Origin of the sequence: Pseudomonas sp. GM24 (assembly GCF_000282235.1) — a bacterium.
Classification (GTDB): domain Bacteria; phylum Pseudomonadota; class Gammaproteobacteria; order Pseudomonadales; family Pseudomonadaceae; genus Aquipseudomonas.
In genome coordinates this window covers 1-16,368 of the sequence record NZ_AKJR01000055.1, presented here as the reverse complement: position 1 = coordinate 16,368, position 16,368 = coordinate 1, and the positions used below count along the sequence as shown (strand labels likewise).

Genomic DNA, 16,368 nt, shown 5'->3' with positions numbered 1-16,368 from the left:
GTATCTGGCAGGTTTCTTTATTCAGGATGGTTTTTTAGGTCCGGCCTGCTCAAAAGGAAGGTGACCCATGCGTATAGACCGTTTAACCAGCAAATTACAGTTGGCCTTGTCCGACGCCCAGTCGTTGGCTGTCGGCCACGATCATCCGGCCATCGAGCCGGCGCACTTGATGCAAGCCATGCTTGAACAGCAGGGTGGTTCGATCAAACCTCTGCTGATGCAGGTGGGCTTCGACGTCAACAGCTTGCGTAAAGAGCTGACCAAAGAGCTCGACCAATTACCAAAAATCCAGAACCCCACTGGCGACGTCAACATGTCGCAGGATCTGGCGCGCCTGCTTAACCAGGCTGACCGGCTGGCCCAGCAGAAGGGCGATCAGTTCATTTCCAGCGAACTGGTGTTGCTCGCGGCGATGGACGAGAACAGCAAGCTCGGCAAGTTGCTGCTCGGCCAGGGCGTGAGCAAGAAAGCTTTGGAAAACGCGATCAATAACCTGCGTGGCGGCGAAGCGGTTAACGACGCCAACCACGAAGAGTCGCGGCAGGCGCTGGATAAATACACCGTCGACCTGACCAAGCGCGCCGAAGACGGCAAGCTCGATCCGGTGATCGGTCGTGATGACGAAATCCGTCGCACCATTCAGGTTCTGCAACGCCGCACCAAGAACAACCCGGTGCTGATCGGCGAGCCCGGCGTGGGTAAAACCGCAATCGCCGAAGGCCTGGCGCAGCGCATCATCAATGGCGAAGTGCCGGACGGCCTTAAAGGCAAGCGTCTGCTCTCGCTGGACATGGGCGCGTTGATTGCCGGTGCCAAGTATCGCGGTGAGTTCGAAGAGCGCCTGAAATCGCTGCTCAACGAGCTGTCGAAGCAGGAAGGGCAGATCATTCTGTTCATCGACGAACTGCACACCATGGTCGGCGCCGGTAAGGGCGAAGGTTCGATGGACGCCGGCAACATGCTCAAGCCAGCACTGGCGCGCGGCGAGTTGCACTGCGTCGGTGCGACCACGCTCAACGAGTACCGCCAATATATAGAGAAGGACGCGGCGCTCGAGCGACGCTTCCAGAAAGTATTGGTGGATGAGCCAAGCGAAGAAGACACCATCGCCATCCTGCGGGGCCTCAAAGAGCGTTACGAGGTTCACCATAAAGTGGCGATCACCGACGGCGCGATCATCGCCGCGGCCAAGCTCAGCCATCGCTACATCACTGACCGGCAGTTGCCGGACAAGGCCATCGACCTGATCGACGAGGCCGCGAGCCGTATCCGCATGGAAATCGATTCCAAGCCGGAAGTGCTCGATCGTCTGGAGCGTCGCCTGATTCAGTTGAAGGTGGAATCCCAGGCGCTGAAGAAAGAAAGCGACGAAGCGGCGATGAAACGTCTGGAAAAACTCCAGGAAGAAATCGTCCGTCTGGAGCGCGAGTACTCGGACCTGGAAGAAATCTGGAACTCGGAGAAAGCCGAGGTGCAGGGTTCTGCGCAGATTCAGCAGAAGATCGAACAGTCGCGTCAGGAGCTGGAAGCCGCACGCCGTAAGGGCGACCTTAACCGCATGGCCGAGTTGCAGTACGGGGTGATCCCGGATCTGGAGCGTAGCCTGCAAATGGTCGATCAGCACGGCAAGAGCGAAAACCAACTGCTGCGCAGCAAAGTGACTGAAGAAGAAATCGCTGAAGTTGTATCGAAGTGGACCGGCATCCCCGTGTCGAAAATGCTCGAAGGCGAGCGCGACAAGCTGATGAAGATGGAAAGCCTGTTGCACAAACGCGTGATCGGCCAGGAAGAAGCGGTGGTTGCCGTCGCTAACGCTGTACGCCGTTCGCGTGCCGGGTTGTCCGATCCGAATCGTCCAAGCGGTTCGTTCATGTTCCTCGGCCCGACCGGTGTCGGTAAAACCGAACTGTGCAAGGCGCTGGCCGAATTCCTCTTTGATACGGAAGAGGCGATGGTGCGGATCGACATGTCCGAGTTCATGGAGAAACATTCCGTGGCGCGTCTGATCGGTGCGCCACCGGGATACGTCGGCTATGAAGAGGGCGGTTACCTGACCGAAGCGGTGCGTCGCAAGCCTTATTCGGTGATCCTGCTGGACGAAGTCGAGAAGGCTCACCCGGATGTGTTCAACATCTTGCTGCAAGTGCTTGAGGACGGTCGCCTGACTGACAGCCATGGCCGTACGGTGGACTTCCGCAATACCGTGATCGTCATGACCTCGAACCTGGGGTCGGTACAGATCCAGGAGCTGGTCGGTGATCGTGAAGCGCAGCGCGCTGCGGTGATGGATGCGCTGACGTCGCACTTCCGTCCGGAGTTCATCAACCGGGTCGACGAAGTGGTGATCTTCGAGCCACTGGCGCGGGATCAGATTGCGGGCATCACCGAGATCCAGTTGGGTCGCCTGCGTACGCGTCTGGCTGAGCGTGAGCTGAAGCTGGAACTCAGCCCGGAAGCGATGGATAAGCTGATCGCTGTCGGTTACGACCCGGTGTATGGCGCACGTCCGTTGAAACGGGCGATTCAGCGCTGGATCGAAAACCCGCTGGCGCAATTGATCCTTTCGGGTCACTTCATGCCAGGCGACACCGCAACCGGCGTGGTTGAGAACGACGAAATCGTTTTCAACTAAGTCCAAACGCCAATGAAAATTGGCAGGCCCCACCTTGTGGGGCCTTTTTTTTCGTTAGGCTGTTGAACTCAAAGGAAAAGGCTTGTAAAGTGCGCCCCGCAGTCAGTCGCCAAGACGGTCTCAGCTCACTGAGTTGAAATCTGAAATAAGTTGCAAATCATTAACTTGAAAGCAATTTAGGGGGTTGACAGAGGTGTTCTAAGTTGTAGAATAGCGCGCCTCAGACACACGAACGCAGCGATGCGAACGAGTGACTGGAAGCAACAAGTTTCACCGTTGTAAATTGAAATATGTAGTTCCGTGATAGCTCAGTCGGTAGAGCAAATGACTGTTAATCATTGGGTCCCAGGTTCGAGTCCTGGTCACGGAGCCAATTTCAAACCGGGGTATAGCGCAGTCCGGTAGCGCGCCTGCTTTGGGAGCAGGATGTCAGGAGTTCGAATCCCCTTACCCCGACCATTTTTGGGTCGTTAGCTCAGTTGGTAGAGCAGTTGGCTTTTAACCAATTGGTCGTAGGTTCGAATCCCACACGACCCACCATTTTTGAAACCAGTTAGCGCTGGGATCGAATCTTAAGATCAGAGGCCAAAAGCGCTGATCGAAGAAGGCGATCTTTGAAAGGTCGCCTTTTTTTTACCGGGGTATAGCGCAGTCCGGTAGCGCGCCTGCTTTGGGAGCAGGATGTCAGGAGTTCGAATCCCCTTACCCCGACCATATTAAAAATCCTCGTATCGAAAGATACGGGGATTTTTTTGTCCGACAAAAACTCATTTCCCTTCAAGTCATCATACAACCTGCCGATAGCCCGCTAACACGAGGGGACTGCCATGGCTTTCGCCCCTTGAATCTGGCCAATACAAGAATAAGGGCGTGCGTCATGTTGCTTCGTCAGTTGAATATTGCTCCCCGGGCTGCCTTGGGATTTGCCCTGATTGCGGTGTTGGTGGCCTTGCTCGGCGTGTTTGCGCTGGGGCAGATGTCGAGTATTCGCGACAGTGAAGTTGCGGTAGAAAATCAGTGGCTGCCAAGCATTCGTGGCGGCGACGAGATTCGCGAGATCATGCTGCGCATTCGCACCATCTCGTTGCGCATGGCGCTGGACCAGGATGCGAACAATATCGCCACCTACCGCAGCCAGATGGACACCCGCGACAAGGAGCTGAGCGAGAAAATCGCCGCCTACGACAAACTGGTCAACACCCCGGAAGGCCAACAGTTATACGACCAGTTCAAAAAAACCTTCGCCGCGTATCGCAGCGGTATCGCTCAATCCTTCGCCCTTGCCGAGCAAGGCAAGCGTGATGAGCTGACCAAGTTGCTGTTGGTCGACATGAAAACTGTCGTCGATGGCTCCGGCAAACAACTCAACGACCTGGCAGACCTGTTTGCCAAACAGGTCGCGGCTGAAAGCCAGAAGTCCGCTGCGCACTACGAAAACTCGCGCACGATCGTCAGTTTGTTCATTGCGTTGGCCGCGCTGGCCACGGTAGCACTGGCGATGATGCTCACGCGCAGCATCGTTCGACCGCTGAGCAGTGCCGTGAGCGCCGCAGAAAGTGTCGCGCAGGGTGATCTGACCCGGCCGATCGAAACTCATGGCAACGACGAAGTCAGCCGTTTGCTCAAAGCCTTGGCGACCATGCAGCAAAACCTGCGCGAGACGCTGCAAGGCATCAGCGGTTCAGCCACGCAACTGGCGACCGCTGCCGATGAACTCAATGCGGTAACACTCGACAGTACGCAAGGGCTGCAACAGCAGAACCACGAAATCGAACAAGCCGCGACAGCGGTCAATCAGATGACGGCTGCGGTGGAAGAGGTCGCACGCAATGCGGTGTCGACCTCTGACGCGACCCGCCAGTCCAGCGAGTCGGCGCATCTGGGCCAGGTGCGTGTCAGTGAGACCGCCACGGCCATCAACGCACTGGCCAGCGATGTGCAACAGACCGGTGAGTTGGTGCAATCACTGGCCAACCAATCGCAGGACATCGGCAAAGTACTCGACGTGATTCGGGCGATCGCCGAGCAGACCAATCTGTTGGCGCTCAACGCGGCTATTGAAGCGGCGCGGGCCGGTGAGAGCGGGCGAGGTTTCGCCGTAGTGGCCGATGAAGTACGCGCGCTGGCTTATCGCACGCAGCAATCGACTCAGGAGATCGAGCAGATGGTCCAGGGCATGCGCAGCGGTTCGAGCCTGGCGCTGGATTCGATGCAGGCCAGTACCGCGCGGGCGACGACCACGCTGGCCTTGGCTGAGCGCGCCGGTGAGGCGCTGCAAACCATTACCGCGTCGGTGCATGAGATCCATGAGCGCAATCTGGTGATTGCCAGCGCTGCGGAAGAACAAGCGCAAGTCGCGCGGGAAGTGGACCGCAATCTGGTGAATATTCGGGATTTGTCGGTACGTTCTGCCGCCGGTGCCGACCAGACCAGCGCCTCCAGCCATGAGTTGTCGCAACTGGCCAATGCTTTGCAAGGCATGGTGCGGCGTTTCCAACTGTAAATAACCACGCATAAAAAAGCCGCGCTTCTCACAGGAGAAGCGCGGCTTTTTTCTGCCGATCAGGCGCCGTCTTGATCTTTCAGGTGCTCGAACAGACCTTTTGGCATCTTCTTGCCGTTGGCTTCAAAATTGGCCTTTACGTTGTTGTAGGCCTCTTGCTCGTCGATGAAACCGTCATGGTTGGTGTCGATCTTGTCGAAGTCGGACTTCGGCGCGACTTTGAGGAATTCGGCGCGGGAAACCTTGCCGTCACCATCGCTGTCAGTCTTGGCCATCGAAGCATCGCCGCATTTGCCTTCACCGCATTTGCCTTCCGGCGCTTTCACCGAGGTATCGGCCGAAGCGACTATATAGCCCTGCGCCAGTGGCTGGGCGGCAAACACCGATCCGGACAACATCAGCCCGCCAGCCAAGGCTGCGCCGATCAGGCCAATGGATTTTTTACCGAGGGTCGAAGTACGGGACATTTACATTCTCCTGGCTGCACAACGCAACCACACGTTAAGGACGAAAGCCTGAGCAGGTGTGCTCGGGTGTGGCCATTAGGCGGTGGCGGTGTATCGCGACTGTGTCGCCAGGCGGGGGAGTTTGTAAGCGAAGGTGGGGAAAACGAGGGGGGATACAGTACGAAACAGATCTTTCGATCAACACAAAACAATGTGGGAGCGAGCCTGCTCGCGAATGCGTCAGATCAGTCGCATCAATAACGACTGACAGAACGCTTTCGTCGGATCGCCGCCCGGAGCAGGCTCGCTCCCACAGGTTTACATCAATGCAATTTCAGACGCGGTTCAGTGCCACGGCCAATCTTGCTGCCCAGCATCAGCATCGCCGTGCGGAACGGCCCGTACAGCGCCATCTGGTGCATGCGGTACAGCGACACGTAAAACATTCGCGCCAGCCAGCCTTCAAGCATCACGCTGCCGGTCAGGTTGCCCATCAAGTTACCCACCGCCGAAAAACGCGACAGCGAGATCAGCGAGCCGTAGTCGGTGTACTTGTACTCCGGCAGGGTCTTGCCTTCGATGCGCAGCTTCAGCGACTTGGCCAGCAACGACGCCTGTTGGTGCGCGGCTTGCGCACGTGGCGGCACGTTACGGTCAGTGCCTGGTTGCGGGCACGCAGCGCAATCGCCGAAGGCAAAGATGTTCTCGTCGCGAGTGGTTTGCAGCGTCGGCAGCACTTGCAGCTGATTAATGCGATTGGTTTCCAGACCGTCGATGTCCTTGAGGAAACCTGGTGCGCGAATACCGGCAGCCCAGACTTTCAGGCTGGCCTTGATCTCATTGCCATCGGCCGTGATCAGACTGTCGGCGGTCACTTCGCTGACCGACGCGTTGGTCATGACCTTGACCCCGAGCTTTTCCAGGGTTTTGTGCACCGGCCCGCTGATACGCTCGGGCAGGGCAGGCAACACCCGTGGCCCGGCTTCGATCAGGGTGATGTGCATGTTTTCCGGTTTGATCCGGTCCAGACCATAAGCGGCCAACTCATGCGCAGCGTTATGCAGCTCTGCCGCAAGCTCGACACCGGTCGCACCAGCACCGACGATCGCCACGCTGATCTGCTCGACCACATCGGTTTGCCCGGCGTGTGCACGCAGGTAGTGATTCAACAGTTGCTGGTGAAAGCGCTCGGCCTGTTTGCGCGTGTCGAGGAACAGGCAGTGTTGCGCCGCGCCCTGAGTGCCGAAATCGTTGGTGGTGCTGCCGACACTGATCACCAGCGAGTCGTACTGCACTTCCCGCGCCGGCACCAGTTCTACGCCGTTTTCGTCGTAGGTTGCTGCCAGCTGGATTTTCTTCTGTGCGCGATCAAGCCCGCTCATGCGCCCCAGCTGGAACTCGAAGTGGTTCCATTTTGCCTGGGCAACATAGTTGAGTTCGTCTTCGGAAGAGTTCAGCGATCCGGCGGCCACTTCGTGCAGCAGCGGTTTCCAGATGTGCGTCAGGTTGGCGTCGACCAGCATCACACTGGCCGTGCCGCGTTTGCCCAGAGTCTTACCCAGACGGGTAGCCAACTCCAGACCGCCGGCGCCGCCGCCGACAATAACAATACGATGGGACATAGGGATAACTCGCAAGGTTTTTAAAGGAAATCGGTGTCGTTACCCAAGCGAGCGCGAAGCAGCTCATAGCGTCAGGTAACTGATAAATCGGCTCAACAGGCCCAGACCAATGGTCACTGCCAGCACCAGCACGAGGAGCATCCACGGCCGAAAAGGCCGGCGCTCGACTCGGTGTTGGGACAGTTGCAGGTACTCTTCGACATGTTTCTGGTCTTCGGGGTTCAGGCGGCTGGTCATATTTGCCTCGTCAGGTAGACGTTGCTGAATGGGCAGAAGCTACAGCGGTTTTTATCCGGGGTTGAACGCAGCATAGCCGCTGTCCGGAACCGGTTCGACGCTGACCCGGTCTTCGAGGCGAATGATCCCGCTTTGTAACACCCGCGCGGTAATTCCGCCATGTCCGCGCACCGCTTGAAAGGTGCCCGGGCCAAGGTTGTTCTGCAGGCGTGCGCAGGGCTGACACCAGCCCGTGGTTTCGAATATTGCCTGACCGATGCGAAAGCGCCGACCTTTCAGGCTAAACAAATTGATACCGCTGATAACAAGGTTGCGCCGCAGGTCTTCAGGCCTGACGGGTTGATCGTCGGGGCGGCCCATCAATGCGCTGATCACTGCCAGATGTTCCCACTGGATCAGCGTCACCTGCCGCGCGTTACGCACACCGGGACGGGCGTGATCGCCGGTCAGCCCTGCTTCCAGCCGCGCTTCCACCGCATCAAGTTCGATCATCGGCCCACGGGATTCCGGACGCACGCCGATCCAGCGCACGCGGCCGGTTTGCGGCACATCGGCGATCAATTGCTGCAGCGGCGTCACAGGCTGATCCCGACATCGAAAACAATGCTGCGACCGAGGTTGCTGCGCAGAAAATCTGGCGCGTCCGGATGGGCGAACAGCACGCGGGCGAAAGTCGGGCCGACCAGCGACAGCGAGCGCCAGCCTTGGCGCAAATATTCGGTAGGCGGGGGGAAATGGCTGTTCAGATCCAGCACCTCACGTTTAAGACTGGCGAAGGCGATGATATCCAGTTCGCCCAGATCCATACCGCGTTCCTTGTAGTTGTGGGCTTTTTTGCGCAGGGTCGGCGCCAGTCGCAGCAAGAATTCATTGGCCGGGATCCGTTTCGGTTTGGCTTCGCGGCGCACCAGTTGGCTGAGGGAAAAGGCGCTGCGGCGGCGCTGCAGTTCATCGCGCCATTCGTCGTTGAGTCGGCGCCCCTCGTCGAGCACGAAGAACACCTCGAAATTGGCATCGCGAAACAGCACATCCGGCGGTTCGCCGGCCGGCGCGAATTCGTCGGCGCGGTAGGGAATGTTGAGGCCTTGCAGCAGGCGTTGGCAGACCCAACGCTCACGCTCCCATTTGCGGGCATTGGACAGAAAGGCGTTGGCCTGCTCGGCCGCGATGGTCAGCAGGCGTAAATAATCTGAGTCATCCATAAGCCCAAGCTTAGCGTTCAAATGCGACAAGCTGAAAGCGTTACGCGGCAAAGTGCATCAGTGGGCAGTCGAGAAGGGCGGTGTAGACTCATGGCAATCGATTATTTGCGCCAAACCGTGAGGACTCATCGTGAAATTTCGCTGGCTGCTGCTGTTTGCTGTTTTTCCGCTGTGTGCCCATGCACTCGAAACCGGCGAGCGTCTGGCTCCCTGGACGTTACTCGATCAGCACGAGCAACCCTTCACCCTCGACAACAGCACCACCACGCTGCTGGTGGCGCGCGATATGGACGGCGCCAAACTGATCAAAGAAGCGTTGAAGGATCGGCCCAAGGGCTATCTGGAGGCGCGCCACGCGGTATTCGTTGCCGATATCCAGCGCATGCCGGCGCTGATTGCCAAAATGTTTGCCGTACCGGCCATGCGCGACTACCGCTATCGAGTCATGCTCGATCGAGAAGGCCGGGTTGCATCGCGCTATCCCGGCGCGGAAGGCCAGGTGTTGTGGTTGCAATTGAAGGACGGTCGATTGCTCTCGCAACGTGAGTACGCCAACGCGAGCGAACTGCGCGAGGCTCTGGAGAAGGCGCGCCCATGATCGGCGTCGAGGTGCTGGCGACTGAAAGTCTGCTGCTGGGCTGGCTGATTTATCTGCCGGTGCTGCTTTGGGCGATCGTGCGGGCGCCGTGGGTCGAGTTATTCAGCGACAGCCGTCGTCAGCATCTGCTGTTCGGCACCGTGTTTGCGTTGTTTCTGTTGTGGTTGATGCGCAGGGATTTCGACACGGGCGTGTCGTATCACTTCCTCGGCATGACGGCGGTAACGCTGTTGCTGGACTGGCCGCTGGCGATCGTCGGCGGTCTGGTGGCGCAAATCGGCCTGGTGCTGCTCGGGCGTCAGGATCTCGCGGCGATGGGGGTCAATGGTGCCTTGTTCATTTTGCTGCCGGTGCTGGTCACCGAGTGTGTGGCGATCCTCGTCGAGCGGGCGCAGCCGCGCAACCCGTTCGTGTACATCTTCTGTTCCGGATTTTTTGCCGCCGCGTTGTCGGCCCTGTTGTGCCTGATCCTCAGCCTGACGCTGCTGTGGTACGACGGCCTCTTCGCCATGCCGGAGTGGCTGGAAGACTTCATCGGTTACGTGTGGCTGATCATTTTCCCCGAGGCGTTCATCAACGGCATGATCGTCAGTGCGCTGGTGGTATTCAGCCCGGAATGGCTGGAGACCTTCAACCGCACGCGCTACCTTTCGGCGCCGTGGAAGGACGACGACCCCAAGTCTTGATCCACATCAAACCCGCCACGCGCGGGAAATTTCATGCTCGCGCAAATCTCTTCAGGAGCAGCGGCATGAGCGTTTACGAGTGGGCAAGGCAGGAAACCCGGCAGAGTCTGGACATGGCGCAGGAGGTGGGCTTTGACCCGGGGTTGAGTTTGCGCGCCTTGCTCAGTGCGGTGGTGCAGCAGAGCAAGGCCGTGCGCAACGCCGAAGACCTGGCCGACGAGTTGCGCTTTCTGGCGGAAAACCTCGACGACGATCAGGACTACGGCTTTATGCGGCCCTGAGAGGATCAGTGGCGCGGATCGAAGTCACCGGAAAACAGTTCGTCCTCGGCATCCGGTGCGACCGGAATTTTGTGTTCTTCCGACGCCCAGGCGCCGAGGTCGATCAGTTTGCAGCGATCGGAGCAGAACGGCCGAAACTTGTTTTCGGCGGTGAATTCTACGGGGGCGCCACAGGTCGGGCATTCAACGGTGGGGATCTGGCTCATGCTTGGCCTCCGGATAAAGTCAGGTAAAAGTGATGCAGACGCTCGACTTCGCTGTGCAGCCAAGCGAGATCGCGGTCGTTGACCACCACGTCGTCGGCGCGGCTTACACGGTCTTCGCGGCTCGACTGAGCCTTGAGGATCGCCTGAACCTGCTGCTCGCTGGTCTGGTCACGCTGCAAGGTGCGTTCGATCTGCAATTGTTGCGGGGCGTCGATCACCAGGATGCGCTGGGTCATCGCGTATTGCCCGGATTCGATCAGCAGTGGCGAAACCAGAATCGCGTAAGGCGATTTTGCCAGCGCCAGGTGATGGGCGATTTCTTCGGCGATCAACGGATGCAGCAGCGCTTCGAGCCAGCGACGTTGCTCCGGCAATTCGAAGATCAGTTTGCGCAGGGCGGCGCGGTCCAGCGTGCCATCGGCCTGCAGCACGCCGGGGCCGAAGTGTTCGGCAATCTTTGTCAGCGCCGGACGCCCGGGTTCAACCACCCAACGCGCCGCGTGATCGGCATCCACCACGTGGATACCCAGATCAATGAAGTGCTGGGCCGCCGCGCTTTTGCCGCTGCCGATGCCGCCGGTGAGGCCGAGAATCCAGGGTTTTTCCACAGGGGTATTCATTTCAAACCGACAAACTGCCAATAGAAGCCGGTTATTTGACCACCCCAGAGCAAGGCAATCCAGCCGGCAATTGCCAGATAGGGGCCAAAGGGTATCGGCGTGGAGGTTTTCTCATTGCGCAAGCGCAGTAAAACCACCCCGATAATGGCGCCCACCAGCGATGAGAGGAGGATGGTCAGCGGTAGAATCTGCCAGCCGCCCCAGGCGCCAAGCAGCGCCAACAGCTTGAAATCACCATGGCCGATGCCGTCCTTGCCGGTCAGCAGTTTGAACAGCCAGAACACTGACCACAGCGCCATGTAACCGGCCACCGCGCCCCACAGTGCATCGTGCAACGGCACGAACACGCCGAAGCTGTTGACGATCAACCCCAGCCACAGCAACGGCAGCACCAGCACATCGGGCAGCAGTTGATGTTCGGTGTCGATCAGGCTCATCGCCAGCAACCCCCAGGAGAGCAAGATCAACAAGCACGCCGGCCAACCGAAACCGAAGTGCCAGGCGATGAAGGCCGAGAGCAACCCGCAAGTCAGTTCGGTCAAAGGATAGCGTTTGCTGATGGGCGCCGCGCACGCTGAACAACGCCCGCGCAGCCATAGATAACTGAGCAGGGGAATGTTTTCCCACGGACGGATCCGGTGGGCGCAATGTGGGCACTCGGAGTGCGGCAGCATCAGGTTGTAGGTGGGCAGCGGCGTTTCGCCGGGCAAACCGAGCACGTCGTGGGCCTGCTGGCGCCAATCGCGTTCGAGCATTTTCGGCAGGCGCCAGATCAGCACGTTGAGGAAGCTGCCAACCACCAGACCCAGCAGCAGGGCAGTGAAAACAAAGGCCAGCGGATACAGGGCAAACAGTTCGTCGATAGGCATGTCAGATCGCTGAGCCGAGTTGAAAGATCGGCAGGTACATGGCCACCACCAGCCCGCCGACGATAACGCCTAGCACCACCATGATGAACGGCTCCATCAGGCTGGTGAGGTTGTCGACCATGTTATCCACTTCCTCTTCGTAAAAGCCTGCAACCTTGTCGAGCATTTCATCTAGCGCCCCCGACTCTTCGCCAATTGCGGTCATCTGCACGGCCATGTTCGGAAATACCCCGGTGCTGCGCATCGAAAAATTCAACTGCATGCCGGTGGAGACGTCCTGGCGAATGCGCAACACGGCACGCTTGAACACCACATTGCCGGTGGCGCCGGCCACTGAGTCGAGCGCTTCCACCAGCGGCACACCGGCAGCGAATGTGGTCGACAGGGTTCGAGCGAATCGCGCCACCGCGGACTTGTACATCAGCGTGCCCACCAAGGGCAGTTTCAACAGCCAGGTGTCTTTGCGGTCGCGTAATGCCTGAGATGTTTTCAGTGCATGGCGGGTACCAAAGATCGCCGCGACCAGCGCGCCGAGCATCGCCCACCACCATTGCTGCATGAATTCCGACAGGCTGATCACCATCAGGGTGAAGGCCGGCAGTTCGGCGCCGAACCCCGAGAACACCGACTGGAATTGCGGCACCACTTTGACCAGCAGGATCCCGGTCACGACTGCCGCCACCAGCACCACGGCGGTGGGGTAGGTCATGGCTTTTTTGATTTTGGCCTTGAGCCGTTCGCTTTTTTCCTTATAGGTCGCGACGCGTTCCAGCAACGTGTCGAGGGCGCCGGACTGCTCGCCCGCATCGACCAGGTTGCAATACAACTCGTCGAAATACTGCGGCTTCTTGCGCAGGGCTGTGGCGAAGCTGTTACCGGCCGCGACCTCCTGTTTTATCTCGTCCACCAGCTTGCGCATGGCCGGGTTTTCAAAGCCTTCGCCAATGATGTCGAACGACTGCAGCAGCGGCACACCGGCCTTCATCATGGTCGCCATCTGCCGGGTGAACAGAGCGATGTCCTGGGCCTTGATGCGTTTGCCAAAACTCAACAACGATGCGGATTTTTTGCGTACCTTGCCGGGACTGATCCCCTGTTTACGCAGTTGTGCCTTGATCAGTGCCGGATTCTGTCCACTGAGTTCACCGGTGACTTTGCTGCCTTTCCTGTCCGTACCTTCCCAGGCATAGATACTGATTTTCGCTGCCTTGACCGCCATGTTCAGTCCTTGGTGACCCGGTTGATTTCTTCAAGGCTGGTGATGCCTTGCATGGCCTTGTGCAGCCCGGAGGTGCGCAGGTCGTCGAAGCCGTCGCGGCGCATCTGCAGGTCGATTTCCAGCGAGTTGCCTTCGGCCATGATCAAGTGTTGCAGTGCTGGTGTGTTCTTCACCACTTCATATATCCCCACGCGTCCTTTGTAGCCGCCGTTGCAGTGATCGCAACCGACCGGCTCGTAGATCGTGAAATGGCCGATGCGTTCCTCGGGGAAACCTTCCTTGATCAAGGTTTCGCGCGGGATCTCGATGGCTTTCTTGCAGTGACTGCACAGTTTGCGCGCCAGGCGCTGGGCAATGATCAGGCTGACCGAGGTGGCAATGTTGAAGCCGGGAATGCCCATGTTGTGCAGGCGCGTCAGGGTTTCCGCGGCGCTGTTGGTGTGCAGGGTCGAGAGCACCAGGTGACCGGTCTGCGCAGCTTTGATCGCGATCTCGGCGGTTTCCAGGTCGCGGATCTCACCGACCATGATCACGTCCGGGTCCTGGCGCAGAAACGAGCGCAAAGCCTGAGCAAAGTCGAGTCCTTGTTTAGGATTGACGTTGACCTGGTTGATGCCTTCCATGTTTATCTCCACCGGGTCTTCGGCGGTGGAGATGTTGATGTCGACGGTATTGAGGATATTCAGGCCGGTGTAGAGCGACACGGTTTTACCCGACCCGGTGGGGCCGGTGACCAGAATCATGCCCTGTGGCTGCTTGAGTGCGGCCATGTACAGATCCTTTTGCTCGGGCTCATAGCCGAGGGCGTCGATACCGATCTGCGCGCTGGACGGGTCGAGAATCCGGATCACCACTTTTTCGCCCCACAACGTGGGCAGCGTGTTGACCCGGAAATCGATCGACTTGCTTTTCGACAGGCGCATCTTGATCCGCCCGTCCTGCGGTTTGCGCCGTTCCGAGATATCGAGGCTGGCCATGACTTTCAGGCGTGCGGCGATGCGCCCGGCCAGTTGAATCGGTGGTTTGGCCACCTCACGCAGGATGCCGTCGGTGCGCACCCGCACCCGGTAGTTTTTCTCGTAAGGCTCGAAGTGCAGGTCGGAAGAGCCACTCTTGATCGCGTCGAGCAGCATCTTGTGCACGAAACGCACCACCGGCGCATCGTCGGCATCGAGGCCACCGATGGCGTCCTGCTTGCTGTCGTCGACGGATTCGACATCGAGGCCGTCAAGATCGACATCGGCCATGTCTTCCAGGCCACTGCTGTGGGTGTCGAAGAACTTCTCGATGGCATCGGTGAGCTTGTCGTCCTCGACCAGAATGGCTTCGGTGCTCAGCCCTGTGCTGAACTGAATGTCGTTGATCGCTTGATGATTGCTCGGGTCGGAGATGCCGACGAACAGCTTGTTGCCACGTCGCCACAAGGGCAGGGCATGGTGCTGACGCACAAGTTTTTCGCTGACCAGGCCTTTGGGTTGGGTTTCCTTGTCGAGGCAATTGAGATCAAGGAACGCCATGCCGAAATGCTCGCTGGCAATCTCGGCCACTTGCCAGCTCTTGACCAGTTTGTTCTGCACCAGATAGCTGACCAGCGACAGGCGATTGCGCTGGGCCTGTTGCCAGGCTTGCTGGGCGCTTTTTTCCGTGAGCAGTTCGGCCTGGACCAATTGCTTGGCCAGACCGCTCAGAGCGATGTCATTCATGGGAATTCCGCACACTTGCAGTTCATGACTTATAGCCTAGTCAAGTGACAGCGCCAAACACGGCGGGGGCAGGTGACAAAAAGTGTCAGATAGTGCGGTTGCGGGTTGTAGGAAATGGCGTTGTAGGTGGTTCGCGCCCAAGGGGCAGGGCCTCGAAGGCATTGGCATGGCCTATGCTGCGTCCCTTTCAGATCATGAGATTTCGACTCATGCATGGAGCGTGTCTATGAAAAAACAACAAGGTTTTACGCTGATCGAGCTGTTGATCGTGGTGGCGATCATCGGGATTCTGGCGACCATCGCCCTGCCGCAGTACTCCAAGTATCAGGCGCGGTCGAAGGTGACGGCGGGGCTGGCGGAGATCAGTGCGATGAAAGTGCCGTTCGAAGACACCATCAACCAAGGTACCGATCCGACGCTGACGCTGGTGGCCGGTAGTGCCACGGTCACAACGTCAAATTGCGCCGTGACCGCATCGGGCACCGCTTCGACCGGGGCCGGCACCATTGTCTGCACAATCAAGAACGCTCCTGGCCCTGTTCTGGACAAAACCATTACCTTGACCCGTTCATCGGGCACCGGTGCTGGCGTCTGGACTTGCGGCACCACTGTGGCGCCGGACTATTCGCCAAAAGGCTGCACCGCCAGTGGTACATAAGTTGAATGTGTGCTGAACAGGATGCCCCGCTTTGCGGGGCATTTTTCATTGCGCGACACTTCACAAAAGCTTCAATAATTTCAGCGTCTTAGGAACTTTCCAAAAAACCGCAACTTGCATGTGAATATTGCGCATGTCATGCAAATTGCATGATTTCGAAAATCTGCTTTAAACATAAGATATTGATTTATAAGGATTTTGTGTTGATGGAAAAGTTGGCACAGCGTTCGCAACTACCTTGGTAACCCTGCTGACAAGACAACCAGCAGACTTTCCAGAAAAACAGGAGTTACTCGTATGAAGAAGTTCGCTATCACTGCCGCTGCCGCTGCTGCTACCGCGCTGACCCTGACCATGGCTTCCGGTGCATTCGCACAATCCACTCAGGCTACCCAGGCTCCAATGACTCTGGCTGCCGGTGAAGTCACCAAGGCGAAAGAAGCTACTTCCGACACCTGGATCACCACCAAAGTCAAAAGTGATCTGGTCACCGAAAAAGGCATTCCAGGTACCGACATCAAAGTAGAAACCAACAAAGGTGTTGTGTCGCTGTCGTCTGATGTAGCTATTACTGAAGCGCAGAAGACCACTGCTGTGAACATCACCAAGAAAATCAAAGGCGTTCAAGCGGTCTCCGCTGACGGCCTGAAAGCCGAGTAAGGCATGACTTCTCGCCTGGACCGGGAGAAGGCGCGACAGACGGGCCGAGCAATACGTCTGCCGCAACTTTAGAGTTCATGCGAACGGTCACACGGAGGTGACCATTACGGGCCCCGGCACTTGTGTCGGGGCCTGTTCTATTTTTAGAAGCAAAAGATCGCAGCCTTCGGCAGCTCCTACAGGGAAATGCATTCCAGATTGTAGGAGCTGCCGAAGGCTGCGATCT

At 58.2% G+C, this 16,368-nt stretch carries 17 protein-coding genes and 4 tRNA genes; 11 read left to right on the top strand and 10 right to left on the bottom strand.

Annotated features, from left to right (window positions below):
• The first annotated feature begins 67 nt into the window (after positions 1-67).
• From clpB to PMI23_RS08875, 6 genes are all read left to right on the top strand, one after another.
• On the top strand, positions 68-2,632 hold the full coding sequence (gene clpB / locus PMI23_RS08900) for an ATP-dependent chaperone ClpB (RefSeq protein WP_007909871.1): 2,565 nt from the start codon (positions 68-70) through the stop codon (positions 2,630-2,632).
• A 297-nt stretch (positions 2,633-2,929) separates the two neighbouring features.
• Positions 2,930-3,005, top strand: a tRNA-Asn gene (locus PMI23_RS08895).
• A 9-nt stretch (positions 3,006-3,014) separates the two neighbouring features.
• Positions 3,015-3,091: transfer RNA gene (locus PMI23_RS08890), tRNA-Pro, on the top strand.
• 5 nt (positions 3,092-3,096) lie between these two features.
• Positions 3,097-3,172 (top strand) — tRNA-Lys (locus tag PMI23_RS08885).
• Between the two features lie 97 nt (positions 3,173-3,269).
• Positions 3,270-3,346 (top strand) — tRNA-Pro (locus PMI23_RS08880).
• Between the two features lie 163 nt (positions 3,347-3,509).
• Complete coding sequence (locus PMI23_RS08875) at positions 3,510-5,135, top strand: methyl-accepting chemotaxis protein (RefSeq protein ID WP_007909872.1); 1,626 nt, start codon at positions 3,510-3,512, stop codon at positions 5,133-5,135.
• Positions 5,136-5,194: 59 nt separating this feature from the next.
• Here PMI23_RS08875 and PMI23_RS08870 read toward each other — a convergent pair whose 3' ends face one another.
• The 5 genes from PMI23_RS08870 to PMI23_RS08850 all read right to left on the bottom strand — a co-directional run bounded on the left by PMI23_RS08870 (position 5,195) and on the right by PMI23_RS08850 (position 8,642).
• On the bottom strand, positions 5,195-5,602 hold the full coding sequence (locus PMI23_RS08870) for an HvfA family oxazolone/thioamide-modified RiPP metallophore (RefSeq protein ID WP_007909873.1): 408 nt from the start codon (positions 5,600-5,602) through the stop codon (positions 5,195-5,197).
• Between the two features lie 302 nt (positions 5,603-5,904).
• Entirely contained in the window at positions 5,905-7,203 is a 1,299-nt protein-coding gene (locus tag PMI23_RS08865) for an NAD(P)/FAD-dependent oxidoreductase (RefSeq protein ID WP_007909874.1), read from the bottom strand.
• A 63-nt stretch (positions 7,204-7,266) separates the two neighbouring features.
• On the bottom strand, positions 7,267-7,440 hold the full coding sequence (locus tag PMI23_RS08860) for a DUF3094 domain-containing protein (RefSeq protein ID WP_007909875.1): 174 nt from the start codon (positions 7,438-7,440) through the stop codon (positions 7,267-7,269).
• Between the two features lie 51 nt (positions 7,441-7,491).
• A complete protein-coding gene (locus tag PMI23_RS08855; protein WP_007909885.1) occupies positions 7,492-8,019 on the bottom strand; it encodes an MOSC domain-containing protein in 528 nt (175 codons plus the stop codon).
• Positions 8,016-8,642 carry a DUF1780 domain-containing protein gene (locus PMI23_RS08850; RefSeq protein WP_007909887.1) on the bottom strand — a complete coding sequence of 209 codons (627 nt, stop codon included), beginning with the start codon at positions 8,640-8,642 and terminating at the stop codon, positions 8,016-8,018. The genes PMI23_RS08855 and PMI23_RS08850 overlap by 4 nt, the downstream gene beginning before the upstream one ends.
• A gap of 130 nt (positions 8,643-8,772) precedes the next feature.
• Here PMI23_RS08850 and PMI23_RS08845 point away from each other — a divergent pair, with 130 nt between their 5' ends.
• From PMI23_RS08845 to PMI23_RS08835, 3 genes are all read left to right on the top strand, one after another.
• Positions 8,773-9,240 carry a hypothetical protein gene (locus PMI23_RS08845; RefSeq protein WP_007909889.1) on the top strand — a complete coding sequence of 156 codons (468 nt, stop codon included), beginning with the start codon at positions 8,773-8,775 and terminating at the stop codon, positions 9,238-9,240.
• Complete coding sequence (locus PMI23_RS08840) at positions 9,237-9,926, top strand: energy-coupling factor ABC transporter permease (protein WP_007909891.1); 690 nt, start codon at positions 9,237-9,239, stop codon at positions 9,924-9,926. The genes PMI23_RS08845 and PMI23_RS08840 overlap by 4 nt, the downstream gene beginning before the upstream one ends.
• A 65-nt stretch (positions 9,927-9,991) precedes the next feature.
• Positions 9,992-10,207, top strand: coding sequence for a hypothetical protein (locus PMI23_RS08835; protein WP_007909901.1), 216 nt, complete (start codon positions 9,992-9,994; stop codon positions 10,205-10,207).
• Between the two features lie 5 nt (positions 10,208-10,212).
• Here PMI23_RS08835 and yacG read toward each other — a convergent pair whose 3' ends face one another.
• Genes yacG through pilB form a run of 5 tightly spaced genes read right to left on the bottom strand, consistent with a single transcriptional unit; the run spans position 10,213 to position 14,824 of the window.
• Positions 10,213-10,413: a DNA gyrase inhibitor YacG gene (yacG, locus tag PMI23_RS08830; RefSeq protein ID WP_007909902.1), complete on the bottom strand. Its 201-nt coding sequence runs from the start codon at positions 10,411-10,413 to the stop codon at positions 10,213-10,215.
• Positions 10,410-11,033, bottom strand: coding sequence for a dephospho-CoA kinase (coaE, locus tag PMI23_RS08825; protein WP_007909903.1), 624 nt, complete (start codon positions 11,031-11,033; stop codon positions 10,410-10,412). Before coaE ends, yacG begins: the two co-directional genes overlap by 4 nt.
• The gene (locus PMI23_RS08820) at positions 11,030-11,902 is read right to left on the bottom strand and encodes a prepilin peptidase (protein WP_007909904.1); all 873 of its coding nucleotides are present in this window, start codon (positions 11,900-11,902) and stop codon (positions 11,030-11,032) included. Before PMI23_RS08820 ends, coaE begins: the two co-directional genes overlap by 4 nt.
• A gap of 1 nt (position 11,903) precedes the next feature.
• Positions 11,904-13,121: a type II secretion system F family protein gene (locus PMI23_RS08815; protein WP_007909905.1), complete on the bottom strand. Its 1,218-nt coding sequence runs from the start codon at positions 13,119-13,121 to the stop codon at positions 11,904-11,906.
• 2 nt (positions 13,122-13,123) lie between these two features.
• The gene (gene pilB / locus PMI23_RS08810; RefSeq protein ID WP_007909906.1) at positions 13,124-14,824 is read right to left on the bottom strand and encodes a type IV-A pilus assembly ATPase PilB; all 1,701 of its coding nucleotides are present in this window, start codon (positions 14,822-14,824) and stop codon (positions 13,124-13,126) included.
• Between the two features lie 226 nt (positions 14,825-15,050).
• Between pilB and PMI23_RS08805 the strand changes: the two genes are divergently transcribed.
• On the top strand, positions 15,051-15,482 hold the full coding sequence (locus PMI23_RS08805) for a pilin (RefSeq protein ID WP_007909907.1): 432 nt from the start codon (positions 15,051-15,053) through the stop codon (positions 15,480-15,482).
• Between the two features lie 297 nt (positions 15,483-15,779).
• Positions 15,780-16,142 carry a BON domain-containing protein gene (locus PMI23_RS08800; RefSeq protein ID WP_007909908.1) on the top strand — a complete coding sequence of 121 codons (363 nt, stop codon included), beginning with the start codon at positions 15,780-15,782 and terminating at the stop codon, positions 16,140-16,142.
• Positions 16,143-16,368 lie beyond the last annotated feature (226 nt).

Bases quoted from the DNA above. Each gene is read 5' to 3' on its own strand.
- clpB (WP_007909871.1), top strand. From the start codon at position 68: ATGCGTATAGACCGTTTAACCAGCAAATTACAGTTGGCCTTGTCCGAC.
- PMI23_RS08875 (WP_007909872.1), top strand. From the start codon at position 3,510: ATGTTGCTTCGTCAGTTGAATATTGCTCCCCGGGCTGCCTTGGGATTT.
- PMI23_RS08870 (WP_007909873.1), bottom strand. From the start codon at position 5,602: ATGTCCCGTACTTCGACCCTCGGTAAAAAATCCATTGGCCTGATCGGC.
- PMI23_RS08865 (WP_007909874.1), bottom strand. From the start codon at position 7,203: ATGTCCCATCGTATTGTTATTGTCGGCGGCGGCGCCGGCGGTCTGGAG.
- PMI23_RS08860 (WP_007909875.1), bottom strand. From the start codon at position 7,440: ATGACCAGCCGCCTGAACCCCGAAGACCAGAAACATGTCGAAGAGTAC.
- PMI23_RS08850 (WP_007909887.1), bottom strand. From the start codon at position 8,642: ATGGATGACTCAGATTATTTACGCCTGCTGACCATCGCGGCCGAGCAG.
- PMI23_RS08840 (WP_007909891.1), top strand. From the start codon at position 9,237: ATGATCGGCGTCGAGGTGCTGGCGACTGAAAGTCTGCTGCTGGGCTGG.
- PMI23_RS08835 (WP_007909901.1), top strand. From the start codon at position 9,992: ATGAGCGTTTACGAGTGGGCAAGGCAGGAAACCCGGCAGAGTCTGGAC.
- yacG (WP_007909902.1), bottom strand. From the start codon at position 10,413: ATGAGCCAGATCCCCACCGTTGAATGCCCGACCTGTGGCGCCCCCGTA.
- coaE (WP_007909903.1), bottom strand. From the start codon at position 11,033: ATGAATACCCCTGTGGAAAAACCCTGGATTCTCGGCCTCACCGGCGGC.
- PMI23_RS08820 (WP_007909904.1), bottom strand. From the start codon at position 11,902: ATGCCTATCGACGAACTGTTTGCCCTGTATCCGCTGGCCTTTGTTTTC.
- PMI23_RS08815 (WP_007909905.1), bottom strand. From the start codon at position 13,121: ATGGCGGTCAAGGCAGCGAAAATCAGTATCTATGCCTGGGAAGGTACG.
- pilB (WP_007909906.1), bottom strand. From the start codon at position 14,824: ATGAATGACATCGCTCTGAGCGGTCTGGCCAAGCAATTGGTCCAGGCC.
- PMI23_RS08805 (WP_007909907.1), top strand. From the start codon at position 15,051: ATGAAAAAACAACAAGGTTTTACGCTGATCGAGCTGTTGATCGTGGTG.
- PMI23_RS08800 (WP_007909908.1), top strand. From the start codon at position 15,780: ATGAAGAAGTTCGCTATCACTGCCGCTGCCGCTGCTGCTACCGCGCTG.